Here is a 22,800-nt window from a genome sequence, read left to right as displayed (position 1 = left end):
GAATCCTTTTTTGGAATGATTATTGTATAACTTAACCCATCAAATCACATTATATAACATGAAGAAAATAGCTTTTTCACTTGTAGTATTATTTACTTTCACTACTATTTTTGCTCAAAAAAAAGATAAAATTAAAGGTTCGAAAATTATTACCCACACGATTAAAGAAGTTGAAAATTTTGTCAATATTGAAGTAGAAGACAATGTAGAAATCTATTTGGTTAAAGCAGACACTCCATCCATTGAAATTGAAGCAGATGACAATTTACACGATGTAGTGAATTTTGTTGTTACAGGAAACACATTACGAGTAACTACCTTAAAAACAGTTAGCAGTGCTAAAAAATTTGATTTACGCGTAAATTATGCTTCAGACCTAAAACTTATCACTGTAAAAAATGATGCCAAATTACATGCATTGAATGCCTTACAATTAGATAGCATTACCATTCAAAATTTCGATAATTCAGCTTCTTATTTGAATGTTAATTCCAATTCGTTTAAACTTATTTTAAATGACAAATCTGAAGCGGAATTAAACATTAAAGCGCAGAATACTGTTTTAGAATTAAGCAAAAGTGCCGAATTAAAAGCCTTAGTCGCTTCACCAGAAATAAAAATAGACATGTATGAAAAAGCAGAAGCTACAATTGAAGGTGACGCTGCAAATGCAAAAATCCGATTAGACAATAGCACGCTTTTAACAGCTAAGAAATTTACGGTAGGAACAATGGATTTAACAGTGGAAAACTATGCGAAGTGTGAAGTAAACGCTGCCAATGAAATTGCCTTATCTGCTTCTGGGAAAACCCAAGTGGAATTATATGGCGAGCCTAAAATTGAAATAAGAAAATTTACGAATACGACAACTTTATACAAAAAAGAGAAATAATTTTAATCAAAAATTTCAATCTCAAAAAGAATAGGCCACATTTTTCCAGTTATATAAAACGTGCCATTTTTAGAATTGTAAGCAATACCATTCATTTCCATAGAACCAACAAATCTATTTTTAGCATCAAAATATAAACTCGATAAATCAATTGATTTTATTACTTTTCCTGTTTTAATATCTATTTTTAAAATTCTATTTTCAGTGTAAACATTGGAATAAATAAAACCATTTACATATTCTAATTCATTCAATCTATAAACTGGGTTTCCATATTCTGTAACTTTAATTTTTTTTGTAGGTTTTTGAGTATTTACATCTAAAAAAGTCAATACATCTGTACCATCGCTCATAACAAGAATTGAATCACCAATATTTGTTAAACCCCAACCTTCATTATTTTCAAATTTAAAAGTATTCAATTGTTGATATGTTTCAGCATCATATACAAAGCCAATTTTATTCAAGTAAGTTAATTGAAAAATTTTATTATTTGCCTTAGCAATACCTTCACCAAAATAAATGCTTTTATCTAGTTCAGCTTTAACATCAATTTTACCTGTTTCCAAACTTAATTCCCCAAAAAGAGACCTAGTATTTACCATATTTTCAGGAGCACCTGTACTTTCAAATAAAACACCTTCACTTAAAAAAAGACCCTCAGTGAATGAATTTGTATCATGTGGAAAAACTTTTTTTACAGCATATTGTTTAAATACAGTTGAAGAAACTTTAGAATCATTATTTTTTTCTTTTTTGCAAGCAATAAGACTAAAAATTGAAAGAATAAATACAATTTTAATTTTCATTTATAGATAATTTAAAATTAAAAGTTCGGACAAATATCCGAACTTAAATAATCAAATATAATAATTAGTTATGATGAATACAAGTACCATAACCAACGTAAGTCCACCCAACACCATAATACATAGTACACATAAATTGAGAACCTTCAATACCAAATGGAAGCGGTTTACGTAATTTAGGCGGATTTGTAATTAATTCATCTCCTCCTCCAAGAATAACAACATTTTTTTGTTCTTTTTTAGTCAATACTGACACTCCACTCAAATTTAAAATTGATTTTTTCATTTAAAAAAAGTAATAAAATTAAAATTTGTCCAAACATTTAAAGTCATTTGAATTTATGACTATTCCTGCGCAAGAATATTTTTAATCATCATAAAATATTTATGAATCGGTTTTAACATGAATTTATAACTATGATATCTTCTTCAAAAATATAAAAAGGAATTAAAAAAAATGACAAATATGTAATTAATTTTTTGTTAAAGTAATTTGAAATTGCATAGTGCCAAAACAGTTTCAAGATAAAGAACTTTTAATCAAAATTATTCTCAATATCAAAGAATTGAGAAAATCTAATAATGTAACATTAGAAACATTTTATTTTGATACTGGAATTCACTTGGCAAGAATCGAACAAGGAAAGACAAATATTACAATTTCCACACTTTCAAAAATATGTAACTATTTTAAAATATCGCTTTCTGATTTCTTTAAAGAAATTGAATAAAAAAAGTCATTCTTACGAATGACTTTTTTTATTCTATATTTTTTCTCTTTTAATGTTTTGCAGCCAAATATCGTTCCGCGTCTAATGCAGCCATACAGCCTGTTCCTGCAGCTGTAATCGCTTGACGATACACATGATCCGCAGCATCACCACCTACAAAAACGCCCGCAACATTGGTTTTAGCTGTACCTGGAATATTTTTAATATATCCCGTTTCATCTAAATCTAAATAGTCGGCAAAAATATCGGTGTTGGGTTTATGACCAATTGCCACAAAAAATCCAGTTGCTGGAATTTCTACTACTTCACCAGTTGCTCTGTTTTTAGCTTTCACACCAGTAACTACTTGCCCATCACCTAGAACTTCTTCTGTTTCGGTATGCATTAAAATTTCAATATTAGGTGTATTTCTAACACGAGCTTCCATAATCTTAGATGCTCTAAATTGGTCACTTCTAACTAACATCGTCACTTTTTTACAAATGTTAGACAAGTAATGCGCCTCTTCACAAGCGCTATCTCCTGCTCCAACAATTACTACTTCTTGATTTCTATAGAAAAATCCATCACAAACCGCACAAGCAGAAACTCCTCCTCCTAATTGTAAATATTTTTGTTCTGAAGGTAAGCCTAAATATTTTGCAGTAGCACCCGTTGAAATAATAACGGTTTCTGCATGAATTTCAATCGTATCATTAATCCATACTTTATGAATCGTTCCTGAAAAATCTACTTTAGTTGCCCAACCATCTCTAATATCGGTACCAAAACGTTTGGCTTGTTCTTGTAATTCTATCATCATTTCCGGACCTGTGATTCCATTTGGGTAACCTGGAAAATTTTCCACTTCATTTGTAGTAGTCAATTGTCCACCTGGTTGCTGACCTTGGTACAAAACCGGAAACATATTGGCTCTAGCCGCATAAATAGCTGCAGTATATCCTGCTGGACCCGAACCTATAATTAAACATTTTACTTTTTCTATTGTATCTGACATGATCTATTTTTTTATTGAAGCCCAAAAGTAACAATTTTGAACCAAATGAAATGTACTATTACTTACAAAATAACTATTTCACAATAAGGATTATTTATTCTCTTTTAATAGGTTAACCAATTCTTCAAAAGACAATTTTTGTTGGTCACCAGTAACTAAATTTTTAACTCCGTATTGCTTATTTTTCATTTCTTCTTCCCCAACTAAAACAGCAAATGGAATGCCTCTTTTATCCGCATGTTGAAACTGTTTCCCAATTTTTGTTGCATCCGGATACATTTCAACTTTAATTCCTTCTTGTCTTAATTTTGCAATAGCTTTCATAGCATATTTGGCTTCTTCTAATCCAAAGTTTAAGAATAACGCTTTAGAAGTTGCAGTAACAGTTTCTGGAAATAAGTTTAATTCTTCAATTACCAAAGCGATTCGGTCTAAACCAAACGAAATCCCTACACCACTCATATTTTTCAAACCAAAAATACCGGTTAAATCATCATAACGACCACCACCTCCAATGGAACCCATAGCCACACCTTTTGGAGCAGTCACTTCAAAGATAGCTCCTGTGTAATAATTTAACCCGCGTGCTAAAGTAACGTCTAAATCTAATGTAGCAGTTTGTAAACCAATTTCATTTACATGCTCACAAATGAATTGCAACTCTTCCACTCCTTTCATTCCTTCTTCTGAAGTAGCCAGTAATTGCGCTAACTTTTCTATTTTTTCAACAATGGTTCCCGTAAAACTGAATAAAGGCTGCACTTTTAGAATCGCTTCATTAGAGATTCCTTTTTCTAACATTTCTTTTTTAACACCTTCTTCTCCAATTTTATCCAATTTATCCAAAGCAACTGTAAAATCGATTAATTTGTCAGAAGCACCAATTACCTCAGCAATTCCTGATAATATTTTACGATTGTTAATTTTAATGGTAACTCCATTTAAACCTAATTGGCTAAAAACGGAATCGTATAATTGTACCAATTCTACTTCTTGCCAAAGCGAATTAGAACCCACAACATCCGCATCACATTGGTAAAACTCTCTAAAACGACCTTTTTGAGGACGATCTGCTCTCCAAACCGGTTGAATTTGATACCTTTTAAACGGAAACTCAATTTCATTTTGGTGTTGCACCACATAACGTGCAAAAGGAACCGTTAAATCGTAGCGTAAGGCTTTTTCTGAAATTTTACTGGTAAATTTATTTAATTCGATAAGCTCCTCTGTTGAAATATCTTCCGCTGATTTATGTTGAAGTTCGACAATATTATTTGGTAATTCAATCTTATTCTTACTAAAAAAATAATTTCCTGAATTTAATATTTTAAAAATCAAGCGATCACCTTCTTCTCCATATTTTCCCATTAAGGTTTCCGAATTTTCAAAAGAAGGCGTTTCAATAGGTTGAAAACCAAATTTTTCGAAATTGGTTTTTATCGTACTGAAAATATAATTGCGTTTTGCGACTTCAATAGGAGAAAAATCGCGTGTTCCTTTTGGTATACTTGGTTTTTGAGCCATTTTAAATTTAGAATTTAGAATTTAGAATTTAGAAAATGAGTAGTATAAATTATCCATTCAGACTTTTTTTTGACTCTCGTTTTCTATTCTTTTTCTAGTGTTTTTAATAATGGTTACAAATATAGAAACTAATTCATTGGCTTCAAGTATTGCTTTTTTGATTTTATCATTTTTTATTAAATTTCTTTCTTTTATAATTTCAAGCCAAAATAAAGTTTCATCAGTTTCTTCTAAAACAATATTCATTTTTGACAAGAACTCTTTATCACTTCTTGCTCTACAAGATGCACGATAATTAGCACCTACTGAAGTTCCTGATTTAGAAATTTGATAAATAATAACTTTAGAAGAAATAGTAGGTGTTATTTCTTCAACAATATCAAGAATAGATAATGTAAAAGATTTTGTTCTTGTTTTTAAATCTTTTTCGCTCATTTAAAAATTTTATTTTTTTGAATTATAAAATTACTCTTTTTATCGTTTTTCTAAATTCTAAATTCTAAATTCTACATTTTTATGTAACAAAATTTGTATTCTAAAGTCTAATAGTCGTTATGATAGGATTATTTAGAGAAAATACAAGAATAGCAATCGATTCCATTAAGGGTCAAGCTTTGCGTACATCGTTAACGGTTTTCATTATTATGTTAGGAATTACCTTTTTGGTAGGTATTTTAACCTTAACGAAAGCCTTAGAGAAAAATTTATTTGGCAATTTTGCCTCTATGGGAGCCAATACATTTTCCATAAGTCGGTATGATTTTTCAGCTCAAATTAATCGTAACGATGCCGATCAAAAAATAAATCCTATTATTAGTTATCCGCAGGCTAAAGCCTTTAAAGATAAATTCAATTTTCCTTACACTACAACTTCCTTATCTTTTACCGCAGCAAGTGGTATTGAAGTAAAGTATCAGGGAGACAAAACCGATCCAGAAATTAACATTGTAGGTGTGGATGAGAACTTTTGTCCGAATAAAGGATTAGAAGTGGTTAAAGGAAGAAATTTCAACTCCTTTGATGTTTCCAACAACAATTATGTCTGTATTTTAGGTTCTGATTTTGAAAAAGGATTGTTTAAAGATAAAAATCCTTTAGATAAAACAATTTCTATTCGTGGTGCTAAATTTAAAGTCATAGGTGTACTAAAGGAAAAAGGTTCAACCTTTGGAAACAGTCAAGATTTACGTGTTTTAATTCCCAATCAAATTGCGCGTTCCATTTTTTCTGCACCTAACATCAACTATGATTTAGATGTAAAAGTACATAACGAAGCGTTACTGGATGAAGCGGTTGACAATGCTACCTTAACCATGCGATTAATTAGACGCTTGAATCCTATTCAAAAAAATAATTTTGGTATTGAACGCAGTGATGATTTAATTCAAACGTTAGGATCAAATTTAGCCGTTATTAACTTAGTAGCGGTGATTATTGGTGCTATTACGGTTTTTGGTTCCACCATTGCCTTGATGAATATTATGTTAGTATCGGTAAGTGAACGAACGCGAGAAATTGGTATACGAAAATCACTTGGTGCCAAAAGAAGCACGATTGCATGGCAATTCTTCACAGAAACTTTTATTATCAGTCAAATTGGAGGTATTTTAGGAATTATTTTTGGAATTATATTAGGAACCGTATTAGCATTATTATTTGGATTTTCCTTTGTAATTCCTTGGTTAGCGATGTTTGCAGCTTTTATTACTACATTAATTGTAACTATTATTTCAGGTTTATATCCAGCAATTAAAGCCTCTAAACTAGATCCGGTTGAAGCACTTCGTTACGAGTAATAATTACAACGTACAACGAATCATTCGGTCGTTTCCGTAAATATCTTTTTTCAATGTAACGTTTTGAAACCCTAAGTCTTGCAATAAGCTAACGGTTTCCGAGCCTAGATATTGATTGATTTCAAAAAACAAATAGCCGTTTGGTGTTAAACTATGTTTGGCTAATTGTGCAATTTTTCGATAAAAAAGTAATGCATCCTCATTGGTTACAAACAATGCCAAATGAGGTTCGTAATCCAATACGTTTTTCTTGATTTCCTCTTTTTCAAGATCTCTCACATAAGGAGGATTGGATACGATAACATTGTAAAAGGTTTCCAAAGCTTCGGTTTGTAAGATATCTTGATGTATAAAATGAACAGCAACTCCATTTAAAACAGCATTTCTTTCCGCAACCAAAAGTGCTTCTTTAGAAACATCTATCGCACTAACGTTTGCATTCGATAGATTTTTCTTTATTGCAATGGGTATACAACCAGAACCCGTTCCTATATCTAAAATAGTGATTTCTTGAGAAGATTTATTTTGCGATTCAATAATCCATTGTACCAATTCTTCCGTTTCTGGTCTTGGAATTAAGGTGTTTTCATTGACAAAAAAACGCAAACCATAAAATTCGGTTTCCCCTAAAATATATTGAATTGGTTTTTCTTTTTTTAATTGGAAAAGTATTTCATTCCATTTAAAGAGTTCGGTATCCGAAATTTCAAAATCAGGTTGTAAAGCCAAATCTACTCTTTTCATCTGATGCAAATCATCTAGAATCAGAAAAAAGAAACTTTCAGATTCCATTGGATCAAACAAAGGTTCAAGATTTGCAATGAATTTTTTTTTATAATCTTTTAAAAGCATTTTTCTTAATTTCTATTATTGCAACTCTTTGGTCATCCAAACTTCACAACTACTATGACCTGTACAACCTAAAGGAGCATCGATAGCTTTAAACCCTAAATTAGTATATAATTTTTGAGCAGCTTTCATAAAAGACAAGGTTTCCAAATAGCAAAGAGTAAAATCATTTTCTTTGGCAAATTGCAAACAATTTTCAATCATTGTTTTAGCCATTCCCGTACCTCTAATTTCAGGTGCGAAATACATTTTTTGCAATTCGCAAATATGAGTTGCTCCATTTTCTAAAGGAGCAATACCACAACCTCCCAAAACGACACCTTCATTTTCAACTACATAATAAACACTTCTAGGTTGCTGATACACTTCAAACAAAGTATCTAAAATAGGATCCGCATAAGCAGTTCCTACTTTTGGGGCATCTAATTCATCAAAAACATCACGAATAACTTTAGCTATTTGTGCATTATCTTTAGGTTCGATTTTTCTAAGAATCATAACTACAAATTTGTGTGGTAAAAGTACATAATTTGCCACAAATCCATTCTAAAATATATATTAAAAATACTACATTTGTAAGATGAATACACATGAGTTATACATGAAGCGATGCATCCAACTGGCTAAAAATGGTTTAGGAACCACATATCCTAATCCACTTGTGGGTAGTGTAATTGTGTATAACGATAGAATTATTGGCGAAGGTTGGCACAGAAAAGCAGGAGAAGCACATGCTGAAGTACATGCTATTCAATCTGTAAAAGACAAATCCTTACTTTCCAAAGCAACTATTTATGTTAGTTTAGAGCCTTGCAGTCATTTTGGAAAAACACCACCTTGTTCCGATTTAATCATTACCCATAAAATTCCAAAAGTTGTAGTAGGAACCATTGATCCTTTTGCAAAAGTAGCAGGAAATGGGATTAAAAAACTACGGGAGAATAATTGCGAAGTTATAGTAGGCGTTTTGGAAAAAGAATGCAACGAGTTAAACAAACGCTTTTTTACTTTTCATCAAAAAAAGAGACCTTATATTATTTTAAAATGGGCGGAAAGTAAAGACGGTTTTATTGCTCCAGATAGTTCTTTAAGAACAAAAGAACATCATAAATTAAGTCCCGTTTGGATAACCAATCCCTATTCTAGACAAATGGTACATAAATGGAGAACTGAAGAACAAGGTATATTAGTAGGTACAACCACTGTTTTAGAGGACAATCCAAAGTTAAATGCACGTGATTTTAAAGGGAATAATCCCATTCGAATTGTATTGGATAAATCCAATAAAATAACTGATAATTATGCAGTTAAAGACAACACTACAAAAACAATTATCTTTACAGAAAATGATATTTTAACAAAAAATGAAAATATTATTTACGAAAATATTGTTTTTAATACTGATTTTTTATTAATTTTAACAAATCGTTTGCACAAAAAAGAAATCCAATCTATAATTATTGAAGGAGGCAGTCAAACCTTGCAATCCTTTATAGATTTAAATTTATGGGACGAAGCTCGTGTTTTTAAAGGCAATCAAAAATTGAATTCAGGAATTAAAGCCCCGATTCTTAATTCAACAGCTTTAGAAACAATTAGCATAATGGACGATACACTTAAATTATTCAGAAATCATGATTGATACAATTATTTTTGATTTTGGTGATGTTTTCATCAATTTAGATTATGGTGCTACAGAGAGGGCTTTAGAGCAACTAGGCGTAAAGGAATGGAATTCCGATTTAGATATATTAAATAAAAAATATGAAGTAGGCAAAATAGACGAATTAGCCTTTATCGAAGGCATTCAGAAACATACACACAATGCCGATCTAGTAACTATTAGAGAGGCCTGGAACGCCTTGTTATTAGACTTCCCTTTGTATCGATTAGAATTCCTTCAAATGATTTCTTCCAAATATCGCTTGTTTTTACTCAGCAATACCGATTCCACCCATATTGATAAATTTGAACACAAAGTAGGACAATCTTTTGCGCGTGATTTTTATGGTTGTTTTGAAAAAGTCTATTTTTCGTTTGAAATTGGTAAAAGAAAACCAGACGAAAACACCTATAAATACATCATTGGTAATCATAATTTGGTTCCCAAAAAAACACTTTTTGTAGATGATAAATTAGAAAATATTGAAGGCGCAAAAAAAGCTGGTTTACAAACTTGGCACCTTAACCCAAAAACTGAAGATGTTACGTCCTTACTAGAATTTATAAAAACCATTTGATGATTTCTCTTTTTTGGGCTATTTTTTTCTCTGTGCTTTTATTTGTTGTTTTTAAATATTTTACCAAATATAACATCAATACATTTCAAGCTATTGTTTGCAATTACATCGTAGCTTTTATAGTAGGCATCTACACTACTGAGCAATCCATTTCTATAGCGACAACACTGCAAAAACCCTGGTTATTATATTGCATGTATCTAGGAAGTCTTTTCATAGCTATTTTTTTTACTATGGGAAAAACTTCGCAACTCAATGGCGTTTCTGTAGCCTCTGTAGCTAGTAAAATGTCCTTGATAATACCTGTTTTATTCGGGCTTCTATTCTTTAAAGAAAGTATTGGTTTTTTAAAAGCTATAGGAATCGGAACAGCCTTATTTGCGGTTTATTTTACGACCAAAAAAAGCACAACCACTATTGAAACCACTAATTTCATGTTTCCTATATTACTTTTTTTTGGTTCAGGAATTATTGATACCAGCATTCATTTTATTCAAAAAACAAAAGTACCTTTAGCTGATACCAGCTTGTTTTCTTCTTTCACCTTCCTAAGTGCTTTTTTAGTAGGCTGCTTGGTTTTCGTTTACCAACATTATAAAAACCAATTTGAATTTCACTTTAAAAACTTAATTGGCGGCATTGCTTTAGGTATTCCTAATTATTTTTCCATGTATTTTCTAATCCGTGCCTTGCAAAATGAAAAAATTCAAAGCGCAACTTTGTTCACATTAATAAATATTGGCGTAATTTTGTTGACCACATTAATTGGACTTCTTTTATTCAAAGAAAAATTAAAAAAACAAAATTATGTAGGTATTGCCTTAGCGATACTGGCATTAGTATTAGTATCTTTTTAAATGAGTTTAACTGACACCGACACTTATAAAACAATTGAAATTCCATCTGAAGAAGTACTCTTCAAAGAAAAAAATAGCAAATTTTATGGTTATGCATTTCCTGTTACGAATGAAGAACAAATAAAAGAACACATCTCGGAATTAAAGAAACAACATCATGCTGCCAGACATTGGTGTTATGCATTTCAAATTGGTACAGAAAACAAATATTACCGCGCTAATGATGATGGAGAACCTAATAACAGTGCTGGCGCTCCAATATATGGTCAAATCCAATCTTTTGATGTAACCAATATTTTAATAGTAGTAGTTCGCTATTTTGGAGGCGTTAAATTAGGTGTAGGCGGTTTAATTTCAGCATATAAAATAGCAGCTCAATTGGCACTTGAAAATGCAACTATTGTTGAAAAAACGATTGACGTTCATTTTCTCATCACTTTTGATTATAAAAACATGAATAAAGTAATGCGTGTGATTAAAGAACACCAATTACAAATTATTTCACAAAAAATGGAAATGAACTGCCAAATTGAAATTGCAACTCGAAAACAAAACGAAACAAAAATCACAGCATTATTTGAGTCTTTATTTGAAATAGACTGTAAAAAAATAACAACTTAAAAAACTACAGCTGTTTTATTCGCTCACTTACATAATCTGGAGGTAAAGTTGGCCTGCCTGTTTTCATGTTTACAAATACTAACATAGAATAACCCGTTGTTAATAACTCTTCCTTATCATTATAAATTTCATAATCAAATTCTATCTTAACAGAGGTTTGACTTTTGAAGATTGTTTTCACAGTTAACACATCATCATAACGCGCTGGCTTCTTATAATTCATTTGCAAAGAAACCACTGGTAACATAATCCCGTTTTCTTCCATCCATTTATATGAAACCCCTAAGTTTCTTAGCCATTCTACTCTTCCCATTTCAAAGTATTGCGCATAATTACCATGATACACTACTCCCATTTGATCTGTTTCAGCATATCTTACACGCACTTCAAACTGATATTCTCTCATATTAAATACATCTTAATTTAACGTTAAGCAACCCTTTACAGGCTTACAATATTTTTTTTTAAAAATCAATAGCGTTTTTGTTTTTTTTTACCAAAAATTGTTCACATATTTGTTCTCCCGTTTACAAAGCTATTAACTCATTCATCTTTGTAAGACAACTACTATAAAAAGCTAAATAATTATAAAAAAAAACAAATATATGGATAAAACTGCGCAATCAGTATGGAAAAATTGTCTGTTGTTTATAAAAGATAACATACAGGAACAAGCCTATAAAACATGGTTTGAACCGATACAGGCAGTTGACCTTAATGATAACGCACTTTCTATCCAAGTACCTAGTAAATTTTTTTATGAATGGTTAGAAGAGCACTATGTAAAGCTTTTAAAAGTAGCCCTAACAAAAGAGTTAGGACAAAGCGCAAAGTTGCTTTATAAAATTAAAATGGAAAACACCTACGGGAACAAACTTCCATTCACTGAACAAATTCCTAGTAACAATCGTCAGGCGGTAAAAACGCAAGAAGTTGATGTTCCTATTGTTCAAAAAAATCCAGAATTAAAAAATCCTTTTATCATTCCTGGAATTAGAAATATTAATATTGATTCGCAATTAAATGCGAATTACAGTTTTGATAATTTTTTAGAAGGTGATTCCAACCGATTGGCTCGTAGTGCTGGAATGGCAGTAGCCAATAAACCAGGTGGAACTTCTTTTAATCCATTATTAATTTTTGGCGGTGTAGGTTTAGGTAAAACCCACTTAGCTCATGCCATTGGTGTGGAAATAAAAGATAAATTCCCTGAAAAAACAGTTTTATATATTTCAGCTGAAATTTTCACCCAACAATATATCGATTCGGTTAAGAAAAATACAAGAAATGACTTCATCCATTTTTACCAATTAATTGACGTTCTTATTATAGATGATGTTCAATTTTTATCAGGAAAATCTGGAACTCAAGATGTATTCTTCCACATATTCAACCATCTGCATCAAAACGGAAAACAAGTTATTTTAACTTCTGACAAAGCTCCGGTAGACATGCAAGATATTGAACAACGTTTACTTTCTCGATTTAAATGGGGATTGTCTGCTGAATTACATCAGCCTGATTACGAAACAAGAATTTCTATTTTAAAAAATATTTTATATAGAGATGGTGTTGAAATGCCTGAAGAAATCATTGAATATGTTGCTAAAAACATCAAAAGTAACGTAAGAGAATTAGAAGGCGCTATCATTTCATTAATTGCTCAATCTTCTTTCAACAAACGGGAAGTGACTATTGAATTAGCAAAACAAGTAGTTGAAAAGTTTGTAAAAAATGTAAAAAGAGAAATTTCTATCGACTATATTCAAAAAATCGTATCCGATTATTTCCAATTAGACATTGAAACACTTCAATCTAAAACAAGAAAAAGACATGTGGTACAAGCCAGACAATTGGCCATGTTTTTTGCAAAAAAATACACTAAGTCTTCCTTAGCTAACATTGGAAATCAAATTGGAGATAGAGACCACGCTACTGTATTGCATGCTTGTAAAACAGTCGATAACTTAGTCACAACCGACAAACAATTCAGAAAGTTTGTCGACGATATTAATAAAAAACTTTCTTTATAAAAAATGGCTCCAAAAATCTTAATGGTTTGCTTAGGAAATATCTGTCGTTCACCATTGGCAGAAGGTATTTTAAAAAGCAAACTACCTAAAGATCAATTTGTAGTAGACTCAGCTGGAACAGGAGATTGGCATGTAGGACAACTACCAGACAAACGTTCGATTGCCATTGCTAAAAAATATGGAATTGATATTACCGACCAGAGAGCCCAACATTTTACAGCAAAACATTTTGAACAATTTGATTTTATTTATGCAATGGATATGTCAAATTACAAAAATATTCTTCAATTAGCCCCTGATTCAGAAGCGAAAGCCAAAGTAAAATTAATTTTAAATGAGCTTTTTCCTAATGAAAACGTTGAAGTACCTGATCCTTATTATGGAGGAGAAGAAGGATTTGAAAATGTTTACCAAATGTTAGACAAAGCATGCGATGTCATTGCAAAAAAAATAAAGTAAACTATGAATACCTCTTTTGGAAAACTCTATTTGATTCCTTGTACTTTATCTAATCCAGGAGAAACAACTGTAGTTCCTGAAGACGTATTACCTCAAACTATTAAAAGAAGTATTGATTTTATTGACGATTACATCGTAGAAAATGAAAAAACAGCGCGTCGCTTTGTAAAAATAATACAACCTGAAAAAAAACAATCCGATTTAAAACTTTCATTATTAAACAAGCATACAGAGGTTTCTGAACATTACACTATGATTAAACCTTTATTGGAAGGTAAAAACGTAGGTTTATTAAGCGAATCTGGTTGTCCTGGTATAGCCGATCCAGGTGCTGTTATTGTAAAATTAGCTCATGAAAAAGGGATTCAAGTAGTTCCCTTAGTAGGTCCAAGTTCTATTTTATTAGCTTTAATGGCGAGTGGTATGAACGGACAAAGTTTTGCTTTTAATGGTTATTTACCCATAGATGCAAATGAAAAGAAAAACGAAGTAAAGTACCTAGAACGTATATCACAAGAAAAAAATCAATCCCAACTTTTTATTGAGACTCCGTATCGAAACAATAAATTAGTGGACGATTTATTACAACTATTACAACCAAATACACATTTATGTATTGCTTGCGATATTACACTTCCTACAGAATTTATTAAGACTAGAACTGTAGCAGAGTGGAAAAAAAACAAGGTCGACTTACATAAGCGACCTTGCATTTTCATTGTACATAAAATGTAATTAACTAACTAATTTTAGCTTTGGCATTTTTATTTGGAGCAATGTGAGAAATATCATAACCTCCAAATTTTTTAATGTAACTTCTTAGCGAAGTACCAAAACCATCTTTGAAACCTCTTTGACCATTGCTTCTTAGGTATCTTTTTACTGAACCAGCACCTCCAAGGTGAGCAGCAGCAATTAAACCTGATTCTGTAATTTTAACACCATTTATAACTTTTCCGTTATACTTTTTAATTTCTTTTCTTAATTCCCATTTGTTTTTTGCAATTAAAGCTTTAAATGCTTTGTCTTGCAATTCTGGATTTCTTAAGAACTCATCAAAGTCATAAACTCCTACAGAACGCAATGTACTTTTTCCAAATTGATATTTACCCATGTACCCATAAGAGTTCACCATGTTTAAAATACCTCTTGATTCTTTGAAAGCTAATGCTTGTTTAAAACCAACAAAAGTCTTTCCAACGTAAGGGACAGCTACTAAGCTGCTCTCGATTTCGATTTCATCTTCATTCTCACTAGGAACTGAGTACGAAATTTTCTCATTTTCTCCTAAATGAAACCCTTCTACTTTTTCAATTTCATACGAATTAAATCCCGATGAAACTAATACTACTAGGATGGTCAATCCAAAAAAATACGAACCTTTTTTTATCATAAATTTTAATTTCTCAGGCCCTGCCACAGCACTGAAATTTCCGGGGGCAAAGATACGACAAAATTTACAATATTGATTATGAGCTTGTTAAAGTTTTCTAAAAATAGATAAAGTGCATTTTAAATCCGTTAAAATCAGTAGTTTGGAGCGTTGGAGCCGGAATTTTTACCGTGTTAAAAACGGAAAAAATAGTCTTTAAAAAATGGGAGTTTGTTTTAATTTTCGTCAAATCTAGGTCAAAGCTCAGATAAAATTGACGTGAAATGGAAGTGTTAAAATTAGCATTCAAAGCTTCTTGGTGATTTCCAAAAACCATTCCATCACCACCATAACCAACAGCTAGATTAAGCCATTTAGGGAGATATTCTTTTTTAAAAAAAGAATGCAAATTAAAAGACAACCAATAGGTTTGTCCGTTATAATCTTTTAGTATTTCTTCTTGCAATCCGTTTCCAAGAGTTTCAGGTCGCAAAGCTGCATATCGGGTTTGATGAAAAGAAAATTTAGGTGTAATTCGTTGCTCTTTCCAAAGTAATTCTTGAGAAACAAATAAAGCAGTTCCTGTAACATTGGCAATCATATCTCCTGAAGAAGCACCCCATTCTTGAGAAAAACCATCAAAAACTTCGACTACAGTTAAAAAACCCAAACCTAAAGTCGCTCCATACAACAATTGTTCTTTTTGAGAAGCACCACTCCATGCTAAAGCTTCTGCTCCTATCCTACCCAAATGATAAGACGAATACATATGACCCAATTTATCCATTTGAAGCCATTCTTCATTATCATTTATAAAATGAAAGTTACTTTTAGGGTAGTCTTTATACCATAATTGATTTAACCCAATTAACGTGCCTCCTAAAACCACTGATTCCGCTATGTAAACACTTTTTTTTCTATTACTATTTAAAGTATCCGAAGGTTTTAAAAATAAATTGAGTTGGGATTGCGAATACGAAAAAAAACTCACCCAAAAGAAAATGAAACCCCAACTAGCCCTGGTTGACGTGAAAATCCTTTTCTTATTTAGTTTAAAATAAGAAAAGATTGCAACAAAAAACAGGAAAAAGGAAACCAAATATGTAGGGATGAATCGCTTCAAAAACTATCTGTTAATTCCTAATTTATTTACCCACTGACTGTATTCTCTTGCATTGATTTGATGTTGTGCATAATTAGCAGCAAAAGCATGATAACCTGGTTTTGAAGGACTGGCACAAAAGTAATAGTAATCGTGTTTTTCTGCATTTAAGACGGCATCTATAGCAGAAATATCTGGCATCGTAATAGGTGCTGGAGGCAAACCTGCATTCACATAGGTATTGTAAGGAGAATCTATTTTTAAATCTTCATACAAGACTCTTTTAATCACTTGATTATAATCGCCTGAACGTTTTTTTAAGGCATAAATTATCGTTGGATCCGCTTGCAAAGGCATTCCAGTAGCCAATCTATTCAAATAAACACCCGCTACTCTTGGTCTTTCCTCTACTTTAACCGTTTCTTTATGCACGATAGAAGCCAATGTAGCCACTTGTATAAGAGAAAGATTTTTATCCGCTGCTTTCATCCTTCTTTCATTATTCCAAAATCTTCGATAGGATTTAGCCATTTTATCTGCTATTTTTTCCGCAGATGTATTCCAATAAAACTCATAAGTATCTGGAATAAAAAGAGCTAAAACCGTTTCTTCTGTAAATTCATTTTCAGATAAAAATGTTGGATCAGTAAAGGCTTTTACAAAATCCAAACTATCTGGTTCTGTTTGTGATGCTAATCTTCCAGCTAAATTTCCAATACTTTCTTGATTATTAAAAGCTACTTTAACAGGCACATTCAATCGTAAGGCACGTACAACATCAAAATTAGACATCCCTTTTTTCAATAAAAAACGACCTGCTTTTATATTTTGGTTGTATTTGCGATTGGTAGCCATAAAGTCAAATTTATCTAAATCTACTAAATAATGACTTAACGTATCTTTCACTTCTTCGTAAGAAGCATTCGTTGGAATATAAACGTACACCTCATTTTGAGTAAATTTTGTATTCGGAACAAAAGCCTTGTTATAGATTACAAAAGCTACAATTCCTGCTACTATAATTCCTGCTACTGCTATAAAAGCAACTATTTTTTTTAAATTCAATTGGCTATTTTTTAAAATTAATTAATTGAAACAAATATTCATCTTGGTACTTCCCATTGTTTAGATTCCAATCTTTCTTGATTCCGATTTTCTGAAAACCAAATTTAGAAAAAAGTTGCAAACTACGTGAGTTTTCAGTACCAATGTTTGCATATAATTGATGTAATTGCAATTGATGGAATGCATATTGTATTACTAATTGAAGTGCTTCGGTCCCGATTCCTTTGGTTCTATCTTCTTCTTTTTGGATTAAAATACCGATTCCTGCTCTACTATTTTTGGGATCAAAATCAAACAAATCAATTAATCCAACAGCTACATCAGAATTCAAGAGACAAATCGCTAATCTGAGTTGTTTGGCTTCATAAATATCTTGATGTGCGTTTTCAAGATATTGGCGAATTAAAAACCTACTATAAGGGGTTTGTGTATTACTAATTTCCCAAATTTCCTCATTGTTTTCAATTGCATAAACGAACTCTAAATCTTCAGGTTCTAATGCTCTTAAATAGATATGTTGTCCTTTTAAAGTAATCACTATATAGCTTCGATTTCGATGGTTCCTTCAAAAACAAATTTTGCTGGACCTGTTAAAAAAACATGTGTATATTTTCCGTTATTTGCTTCAAAATTCACTTCTAAATCACCACCTTCTACTTTCAAATTCACTTTATTAGAATTGGTAAACTGATTATGATACATTGCAATTGCTACTGCAGTTACTCCAGTGCCACAAGATAATGTTTCATCCTCTACTCCTCTTTCATAAGTACGTACTGCAAATTTGTCACTGTCAATTTGTTCTACAAAATTAACATTGCTACCTGCTTTTCCATACAAATCGGAATATCGAATTTGAGCACCAATAGTTTTTACATCAAATTGTGCTAAATCTGTAACGGTTTCCACATGATGCGGTGAACCTGTGTTTAAAAACGTATAATTCTCAAACACTTGTAATTCATCTACATCTTTCATTTGCAAAGAGACTTTATTAATTTCATCAATAGTCGCATAATGGTAACCATCAATAGCTTCGAAATCAGCTTTATCCCAAATAATATTCAATTGCTTTGCAAAAGCTACGAGACATCTTCCACCATTCCCGCACATACTACTCTCATTTCCATCCGAATTATAATACACCATTTTAAAATCGTAGTGTTCATGATTCTCTAATAAAATTAATCCGTCTGCACCTATTCCAAATCTTCTATCACATAAAAATGCAATGAGTTTGGTATTATTTTTGGGGAAGAAGTTGGTACGATTGTCAATCATAACAAAATCATTTCCCGTTCCTTGATATTTATAAAATGTAAGGTTCATGTATGTGAATAATAAGATACAAAGATAAAACAAAGAAATAACGATTGAAAACTATTCTTTCGTATACCTAACTTAATTTTAATCATCTTAGATCTTACAATTTTGAATTACTAATAAGATGTTAAACATTGTTAAGCGAGCGTTAAACTGGTTTTTTGTTAAAATATTGTGTTTAATTTTACAATGGAATCATATCATAACGTTATTGTTATTTTTTTAGATGTGTTTTCATTATTTAAAAACATTTAAATAAAAAATAACCCATTTTTATAACTATAGAAAATTTAATTTATATGAAACGATTAGGAAGTATTTTTTTAGTGGCATTATTAAGTGGAGCCATTACTTTAGGTGCTTACAAATTATTTTTAGAACCCGAAAATAATTCAGTAGTTACAGTAGCTCCAAACTACACAAGAAATGTAGCCTTAGGAGCTGAAAATATTGATTTTACTGCTGCTGCCGAAACTGCAGTTCACAGTGTTGTCCATGTTAAAAATATGACTTTACAAAGAGTGTACAGTAATCCAATGGAATACATTTTTGGTTACGGAAGAGGTGGTACGCAACAACAAATGCAAATAGGAACAGGTTCTGGAGTTATTATTTCAGAAGATGGGTATATTGTTACCAATAATCATGTAATTGATAATGCTAGCCAATTAGAAGTCACTCTAAACAATAATAAGAGTTACAAAGCCAAGTTAATTGGTACCGATTCTAGCATGGATATTGCTTTAATTAAAATTGATACAGACGAAAAACTCCCGTATATTGTTTTTGGTGACTCAGAAAACCTTAAAGTGGGCGAATGGGTCTTAGCAGTGGGCAATCCCTACAATTTAACATCGACCGTAACTGCTGGAATTGTATCGGCTAAAGCTAGAGATTTAAGCAATCAAGGTTTACAATCTTTTATTCAAACAGATGCAGCAGTTAACCCAGGAAACAGTGGTGGCGCATTAGTGAATACACGTGGTGAATTAATTGGCATTAATACTATGATTTCTTCTCCAACAGGTAGTTATACAGGATATTCATTTGCAGTACCTTCTAATATAACCCGAAAAATTATTGAAGATTTGATGCAGTTTGGAAATGTGCAACGAGGTGTTTTAGGAATTGAAGGTAGAGAATTGAATAGTGTTTTCTCAAAAGAAATTGGAGTAAATGAAACACAAGGATTTTATGTAGGTGGTGTTACCAAAAAATCGGGAGCTGAAAAAGCAGGAATTAAAGAAGGAGATATCATTGTGAAGATAGATAACAAAAAAATCAACAAATTCAATGATTTAACTACATATATTAACTCTAAACGTCCTGAAGAAACAGTTAATGTTACGGTTTTAAGAGAAGGAGGTGAAAAAATCATTCCAGTTAAATTAACCAAAAGAGAATTATTGATATTAGAAGCCAATGGTGTAGAATTTGAAGATATTTCTAGCAATGAGAAAAAAGAAAACAAAATAGATTATGGTGTACGCATTAAAACCATAAAAAACCCTGAAATAATGGAATATGCTGAAGCCTTACAAGGTAGTATTGTACTGACTGTTGACGGAAGAAAAGCAGAAGATGCTGAAAAAGTGACTACGTATATTAAAAGTAAAAGAAACCCAAGGTCACAATACAAATTGATCACAAGTGATGGTCAATTGATACAGGTTATCTTTTAATTTTTCATCTTCATTATTATTTAAGTAAAAGCAGGATTCTTTTAAAGAAGAATCCTGCTTCTTTTATTTAATTAAATTCGTAATACGTGCCCAATTCAAAACCTATTGCATTATATCCAAAATTTGGCTTTTGAAGATTGGCATTGGATACATGTCTAAATAAACATTTTACATCTATAGAAATACGTCCTAATTTGTAATTAGAACCTAAGCCAAAAATATCACTAAAAGCAAATCCTTTTTGCAAACGTTCAGTCTCTGTATCTATATACATAGGACCTACATTAGCCAAACCATATACAGAAGTTTTAGAATTAAAATAATAACGATATATAACCCCCAAATTTAGAACGTATTCGTTCATGGACTTAAAAGGCATGAATTTAGCTCTTAATTCATCTCCATTTGGTACCGTATGACTAATAAACCAATAATTAAACAACTGATGCCTTGATCTGTAATAACTAGGTTCTACTAATAATTCCCAAGTATGATTATCCTTTTTAGATAAATTAAAATGACTGGAGATTTTATAACTAATATTTTCATACAAATAATCGCTATCTTGTTTTAAAAAGGTGTCTTGGGAAGTATATCCAGATACTAAACCAATTCGCAACCATTTTTTTTCAGTAGTTTGTTCTTGAGAATAAGCAATAAAATAAAGTGAGCAGAAAATAGCCGTAAAAACAAATTTCATTTTGGGTTCAATTAGTAGTTCCAAAATTACTTTAATTTACTTGGAGACAAAATATTTTTATAGTGATTTTTTATTTAAAAAAATATTTTACGAAAACGATTGAAATGAGTACTTTTGCAAAAAAATTACACAACACCATTTTATATTTTACTTCATGAACAACAACACTTTATACGAAAAAGAGCTTACGTTTCAAGCAGATAGAAGAAAAGCATGTGTCGAATTTATTAAAATCATCAGTGATTTATGGTATGACAAGTCTATTGAATTAATTCTTTTTAGAAATCAATTGATTGACAGAAGCGTGAGTGACATTATCAACCTTCATGAATATGCAGGACAATTTGTTGAAAAACCAATTAATATTTTTGATTCTGTTGAAATTGCTAGTGCTATTCAAAGTTTAGATTTACCACCTTCACGAATTGATATTGGTAAACTTACGTATGAATACCATTTAGAAGATGATAAATACAACGACTCTAAAGCTTTTGTAATTGACAAATTAAAGAATGCCAAAGAATATAAAGAAATCAAACCAAAAGATGTAGTATTATATGGTTTTGGTAGAATTGGACGTCTTTTAGCTCGCGAAATGATGAGTAAAATTGGTAAAGGACAACAATTGCGATTAAGAGCTATCGTTACTCGTGATAAAACGGATGCTGTTTTATTAGAAAAAAGAGCTTCTTTATTACGTTATGATTCTGTACATGGTGATTTTGAGGGGTCCGTTCAAGCAGATATTGAAAACAACGCTTTAATTATTAATGGTACAACAGTACATATTATCACCGCTTCAAGCCCTGAAGAAATTGATTATACTAATTATGGTATTGAAGATTCTTTAGTAATTGATAACACAGGAGCTTTCACCACTGAAGAAGCTTTAAAAAGACATTTAACTTCTAAAGGTGTAGATAAAGTTTTATTAACTGCACCAGGTAAAGGAGTTCCTAATATTGTTTATGGGGTAAACCATGAAGATTTTAATCCAGACGAAGTTACCATTTACTCAGCGGCATCTTGTACTACAAACGCAATTACTCCAATTTTAAAAGTAGTTGAAGACACATTAGGAGTTGTAAAAGGTCATATAGAAACTATCCACGCGTATACCAATGATCAAAACTTGGTAGACAATATGCATAAAAAATACCGTAGAGGACGTTCTGCAGCTTTAAACATGGTAATTACAGAAACTGGTGCTGGAAGCGCTGTTGCAAAAGCATTACCAACTTTGGCCGGAAAACTAACTTCTAATGCGATTCGTGTACCAGTTCCAAATGGTTCATTAGTTGTTTTAAATTTAGAAGTAAACAAAGAAACTTCTGTAGCTGATTTAAACAATATCATGAAAAAATATGCTTTAGAAGGGAAATTAGTAGAGCAAATTAAATACTCATTAAATAACGAATTAGTTTCTTCTGATATTGTAGGTACTTCTGCTCCATCTATTTATGACAGTAATGCAACAATTGTTTCTGCAGATGGTAAAAATATCGTGATGTATGTTTGGTATGATAACGAATATGGCTATAGCCATCAAGTGATTCGATTAGCCAAATATATTTCTAAAGTAAGACGTTATACGTATTATTAATAGACAATGCATTTTTAAATAAAAAAGCGCCGTTTTGCACTGCCCCCAAAAAGTTAGACACTATTTGGGGGTATTTTTATGGAAAGAAAAGTCAAGTACGATTATGCATTTAAATTAGAATGCGTAAGATTAGTTTTAGAAAAAC

At 31.4% G+C, this 22,800-nt stretch carries 26 protein-coding genes; 12 read left to right on the top strand and 14 right to left on the bottom strand.

Annotation, left to right across the window (positions count from 1 at the left end):
- Positions 1 to 58 precede the first annotated feature (58 nt).
- On the top strand, positions 59 to 892 hold the full coding sequence (locus FHG05_RS14495) for a GIN domain-containing protein (protein ID WP_140998823.1): 834 nt from the start codon (positions 59 to 61) through the stop codon (positions 890 to 892).
- Positions 893 to 894: 2 nt separating this feature from the next.
- On the opposite strand, the gene FHG05_RS14490 is transcribed toward FHG05_RS14495, so the two are convergent.
- Together FHG05_RS14490 and FHG05_RS14485 are read right to left on the bottom strand one after the other, a co-directional pair.
- Positions 895 to 1,701, bottom strand: a complete 807-nt coding sequence (locus tag FHG05_RS14490; protein ID WP_140998822.1) for a glutaminyl-peptide cyclotransferase — start codon at positions 1,699 to 1,701, stop codon at positions 895 to 897.
- 64 nt (positions 1,702 to 1,765) lie between these two features.
- Complete coding sequence (locus FHG05_RS14485; protein WP_140998821.1) at positions 1,766 to 1,957, bottom strand: hypothetical protein; 192 nt, start codon at positions 1,955 to 1,957, stop codon at positions 1,766 to 1,768.
- Between the two features lie 250 nt (positions 1,958 to 2,207).
- Here FHG05_RS14485 and FHG05_RS14480 point away from each other — a divergent pair, with 250 nt between their 5' ends.
- Positions 2,208 to 2,432 (top strand): helix-turn-helix domain-containing protein, encoded by a 225-nt coding sequence (locus FHG05_RS14480; protein WP_198172272.1) that lies wholly within the window; start codon positions 2,208 to 2,210, stop codon positions 2,430 to 2,432.
- A 49-nt stretch (positions 2,433 to 2,481) separates the two neighbouring features.
- Here the strand turns inward: FHG05_RS14480 and trxB are convergent, their stop codons facing one another.
- The 3 genes from trxB to FHG05_RS14465 form a co-directional block, all read right to left on the bottom strand.
- Positions 2,482 to 3,429: a thioredoxin-disulfide reductase gene (gene trxB / locus FHG05_RS14475; RefSeq protein WP_140998820.1), complete on the bottom strand. Its 948-nt coding sequence runs from the start codon at positions 3,427 to 3,429 to the stop codon at positions 2,482 to 2,484.
- Positions 3,430 to 3,519: 90 nt separating this feature from the next.
- Positions 3,520 to 4,953 (bottom strand): histidine--tRNA ligase, encoded by a 1,434-nt coding sequence (gene hisS / locus FHG05_RS14470; protein ID WP_140998819.1) that lies wholly within the window; start codon positions 4,951 to 4,953, stop codon positions 3,520 to 3,522.
- A gap of 57 nt (positions 4,954 to 5,010) precedes the next feature.
- Positions 5,011 to 5,388, bottom strand: coding sequence for a four helix bundle protein (locus FHG05_RS14465; RefSeq protein ID WP_140998818.1), 378 nt, complete (start codon positions 5,386 to 5,388; stop codon positions 5,011 to 5,013).
- A 119-nt stretch (positions 5,389 to 5,507) separates the two neighbouring features.
- On the opposite strand from FHG05_RS14465, the gene FHG05_RS14460 reads away from it, so the two are divergent.
- On the top strand, positions 5,508 to 6,749 hold the full coding sequence (locus tag FHG05_RS14460) for an ABC transporter permease (protein WP_140998817.1): 1,242 nt from the start codon (positions 5,508 to 5,510) through the stop codon (positions 6,747 to 6,749).
- A gap of 3 nt (positions 6,750 to 6,752) precedes the next feature.
- Here the strand turns inward: FHG05_RS14460 and prmC are convergent, their stop codons facing one another.
- Both prmC and FHG05_RS14450 read right to left on the bottom strand, forming a co-directional pair.
- Positions 6,753 to 7,601, bottom strand: coding sequence for a peptide chain release factor N(5)-glutamine methyltransferase (gene prmC / locus FHG05_RS14455; protein WP_140998816.1), 849 nt, complete (start codon positions 7,599 to 7,601; stop codon positions 6,753 to 6,755).
- Between the two features lie 15 nt (positions 7,602 to 7,616).
- A complete protein-coding gene (locus FHG05_RS14450; protein WP_140998815.1) occupies positions 7,617 to 8,096 on the bottom strand; it encodes a GNAT family N-acetyltransferase in 480 nt (159 codons plus the stop codon).
- 82 nt (positions 8,097 to 8,178) lie between these two features.
- Between FHG05_RS14450 and ribD the strand changes: the two genes are divergently transcribed.
- From ribD to FHG05_RS14430, 4 genes are read left to right on the top strand one after another with little or no spacing between them, the layout of a single operon-like run.
- A complete protein-coding gene (gene ribD, locus FHG05_RS14445) occupies positions 8,179 to 9,240 on the top strand; it encodes a bifunctional diaminohydroxyphosphoribosylaminopyrimidine deaminase/5-amino-6-(5-phosphoribosylamino)uracil reductase RibD (RefSeq protein ID WP_140998814.1) in 1,062 nt (353 codons plus the stop codon).
- Complete coding sequence (locus tag FHG05_RS14440; RefSeq protein ID WP_140998813.1) at positions 9,233 to 9,838, top strand: HAD family hydrolase; 606 nt, start codon at positions 9,233 to 9,235, stop codon at positions 9,836 to 9,838. The genes ribD and FHG05_RS14440 overlap by 8 nt, the downstream gene beginning before the upstream one ends.
- Positions 9,838 to 10,695, top strand: a complete 858-nt coding sequence (locus FHG05_RS14435; RefSeq protein ID WP_140998812.1) for an EamA family transporter — start codon at positions 9,838 to 9,840, stop codon at positions 10,693 to 10,695. Before FHG05_RS14440 ends, FHG05_RS14435 begins: the two co-directional genes overlap by 1 nt.
- A complete protein-coding gene (locus tag FHG05_RS14430; protein WP_140998811.1) occupies positions 10,696 to 11,316 on the top strand; it encodes an IMPACT family protein in 621 nt (206 codons plus the stop codon).
- A 4-nt stretch (positions 11,317 to 11,320) separates the two neighbouring features.
- Here FHG05_RS14430 and FHG05_RS14425 read toward each other — a convergent pair whose 3' ends face one another.
- Positions 11,321 to 11,722: an acyl-CoA thioesterase gene (locus tag FHG05_RS14425; RefSeq protein WP_140998810.1), complete on the bottom strand. Its 402-nt coding sequence runs from the start codon at positions 11,720 to 11,722 to the stop codon at positions 11,321 to 11,323.
- 199 nt (positions 11,723 to 11,921) lie between these two features.
- Here FHG05_RS14425 and dnaA point away from each other — a divergent pair, with 199 nt between their 5' ends.
- From dnaA to FHG05_RS14410, 3 genes are read left to right on the top strand one after another with little or no spacing between them, the layout of a single operon-like run.
- Positions 11,922 to 13,349, top strand: coding sequence for a chromosomal replication initiator protein DnaA (gene dnaA, locus FHG05_RS14420; RefSeq protein ID WP_140998809.1), 1,428 nt, complete (start codon positions 11,922 to 11,924; stop codon positions 13,347 to 13,349).
- Positions 13,350 to 13,352: 3 nt separating this feature from the next.
- Positions 13,353 to 13,808, top strand: coding sequence for a low molecular weight protein-tyrosine-phosphatase (locus FHG05_RS14415; RefSeq protein WP_140998808.1), 456 nt, complete (start codon positions 13,353 to 13,355; stop codon positions 13,806 to 13,808).
- A 3-nt stretch (positions 13,809 to 13,811) separates the two neighbouring features.
- Complete coding sequence (locus FHG05_RS14410) at positions 13,812 to 14,543, top strand: SAM-dependent methyltransferase (RefSeq protein ID WP_140998807.1); 732 nt, start codon at positions 13,812 to 13,814, stop codon at positions 14,541 to 14,543.
- 4 nt (positions 14,544 to 14,547) lie between these two features.
- Here the strand turns inward: FHG05_RS14410 and FHG05_RS14405 are convergent, their stop codons facing one another.
- The 5 genes from FHG05_RS14405 to dapF all read right to left on the bottom strand — a co-directional run bounded on the left by FHG05_RS14405 (position 14,548) and on the right by dapF (position 18,676).
- Positions 14,548 to 15,201 (bottom strand): lysozyme family protein, encoded by a 654-nt coding sequence (locus FHG05_RS14405; RefSeq protein ID WP_140998806.1) that lies wholly within the window; start codon positions 15,199 to 15,201, stop codon positions 14,548 to 14,550.
- 97 nt (positions 15,202 to 15,298) lie between these two features.
- Entirely contained in the window at positions 15,299 to 16,171 is an 873-nt protein-coding gene (locus FHG05_RS14400; protein ID WP_140998805.1) for a DUF2279 domain-containing protein, read from the bottom strand.
- Between the two features lie 135 nt (positions 16,172 to 16,306).
- Positions 16,307 to 17,347 carry an endolytic transglycosylase MltG gene (gene mltG, locus FHG05_RS14395; RefSeq protein ID WP_140998804.1) on the bottom strand — a complete coding sequence of 347 codons (1,041 nt, stop codon included), beginning with the start codon at positions 17,345 to 17,347 and terminating at the stop codon, positions 16,307 to 16,309.
- 4 nt (positions 17,348 to 17,351) lie between these two features.
- On the bottom strand, positions 17,352 to 17,885 hold the full coding sequence (locus FHG05_RS14390) for a GNAT family N-acetyltransferase (protein ID WP_140998803.1): 534 nt from the start codon (positions 17,883 to 17,885) through the stop codon (positions 17,352 to 17,354).
- On the bottom strand, positions 17,885 to 18,676 hold the full coding sequence (dapF, locus tag FHG05_RS14385; RefSeq protein ID WP_140998802.1) for a diaminopimelate epimerase: 792 nt from the start codon (positions 18,674 to 18,676) through the stop codon (positions 17,885 to 17,887). Before dapF ends, FHG05_RS14390 begins: the two co-directional genes overlap by 1 nt.
- A gap of 293 nt (positions 18,677 to 18,969) precedes the next feature.
- Between dapF and FHG05_RS14380 the strand changes: the two genes are divergently transcribed.
- A complete protein-coding gene (locus tag FHG05_RS14380) occupies positions 18,970 to 20,352 on the top strand; it encodes a S1C family serine protease (RefSeq protein ID WP_140998801.1) in 1,383 nt (460 codons plus the stop codon).
- A gap of 67 nt (positions 20,353 to 20,419) precedes the next feature.
- Here the strand turns inward: FHG05_RS14380 and FHG05_RS14375 are convergent, their stop codons facing one another.
- Entirely contained in the window at positions 20,420 to 21,052 is a 633-nt protein-coding gene (locus tag FHG05_RS14375; RefSeq protein ID WP_140998800.1) for an acyloxyacyl hydrolase, read from the bottom strand.
- A gap of 154 nt (positions 21,053 to 21,206) precedes the next feature.
- Between FHG05_RS14375 and FHG05_RS14370 the strand changes: the two genes are divergently transcribed.
- Positions 21,207 to 22,655 (top strand): glyceraldehyde-3-phosphate dehydrogenase, encoded by a 1,449-nt coding sequence (locus tag FHG05_RS14370; RefSeq protein ID WP_140998799.1) that lies wholly within the window; start codon positions 21,207 to 21,209, stop codon positions 22,653 to 22,655.
- Positions 22,656 to 22,800 lie beyond the last annotated feature (145 nt).

Origin of the sequence: Flavobacterium profundi (genome assembly GCF_006491645.1) — a bacterium.
GTDB classification, from domain to species: Bacteria; Bacteroidota; Bacteroidia; order Flavobacteriales; family Flavobacteriaceae; genus Flavobacterium; species Flavobacterium profundi.
The sequence above is the reverse complement of the archived record's forward strand: the minus strand, read 5'-3'. Positions and strand labels throughout refer to the sequence as shown.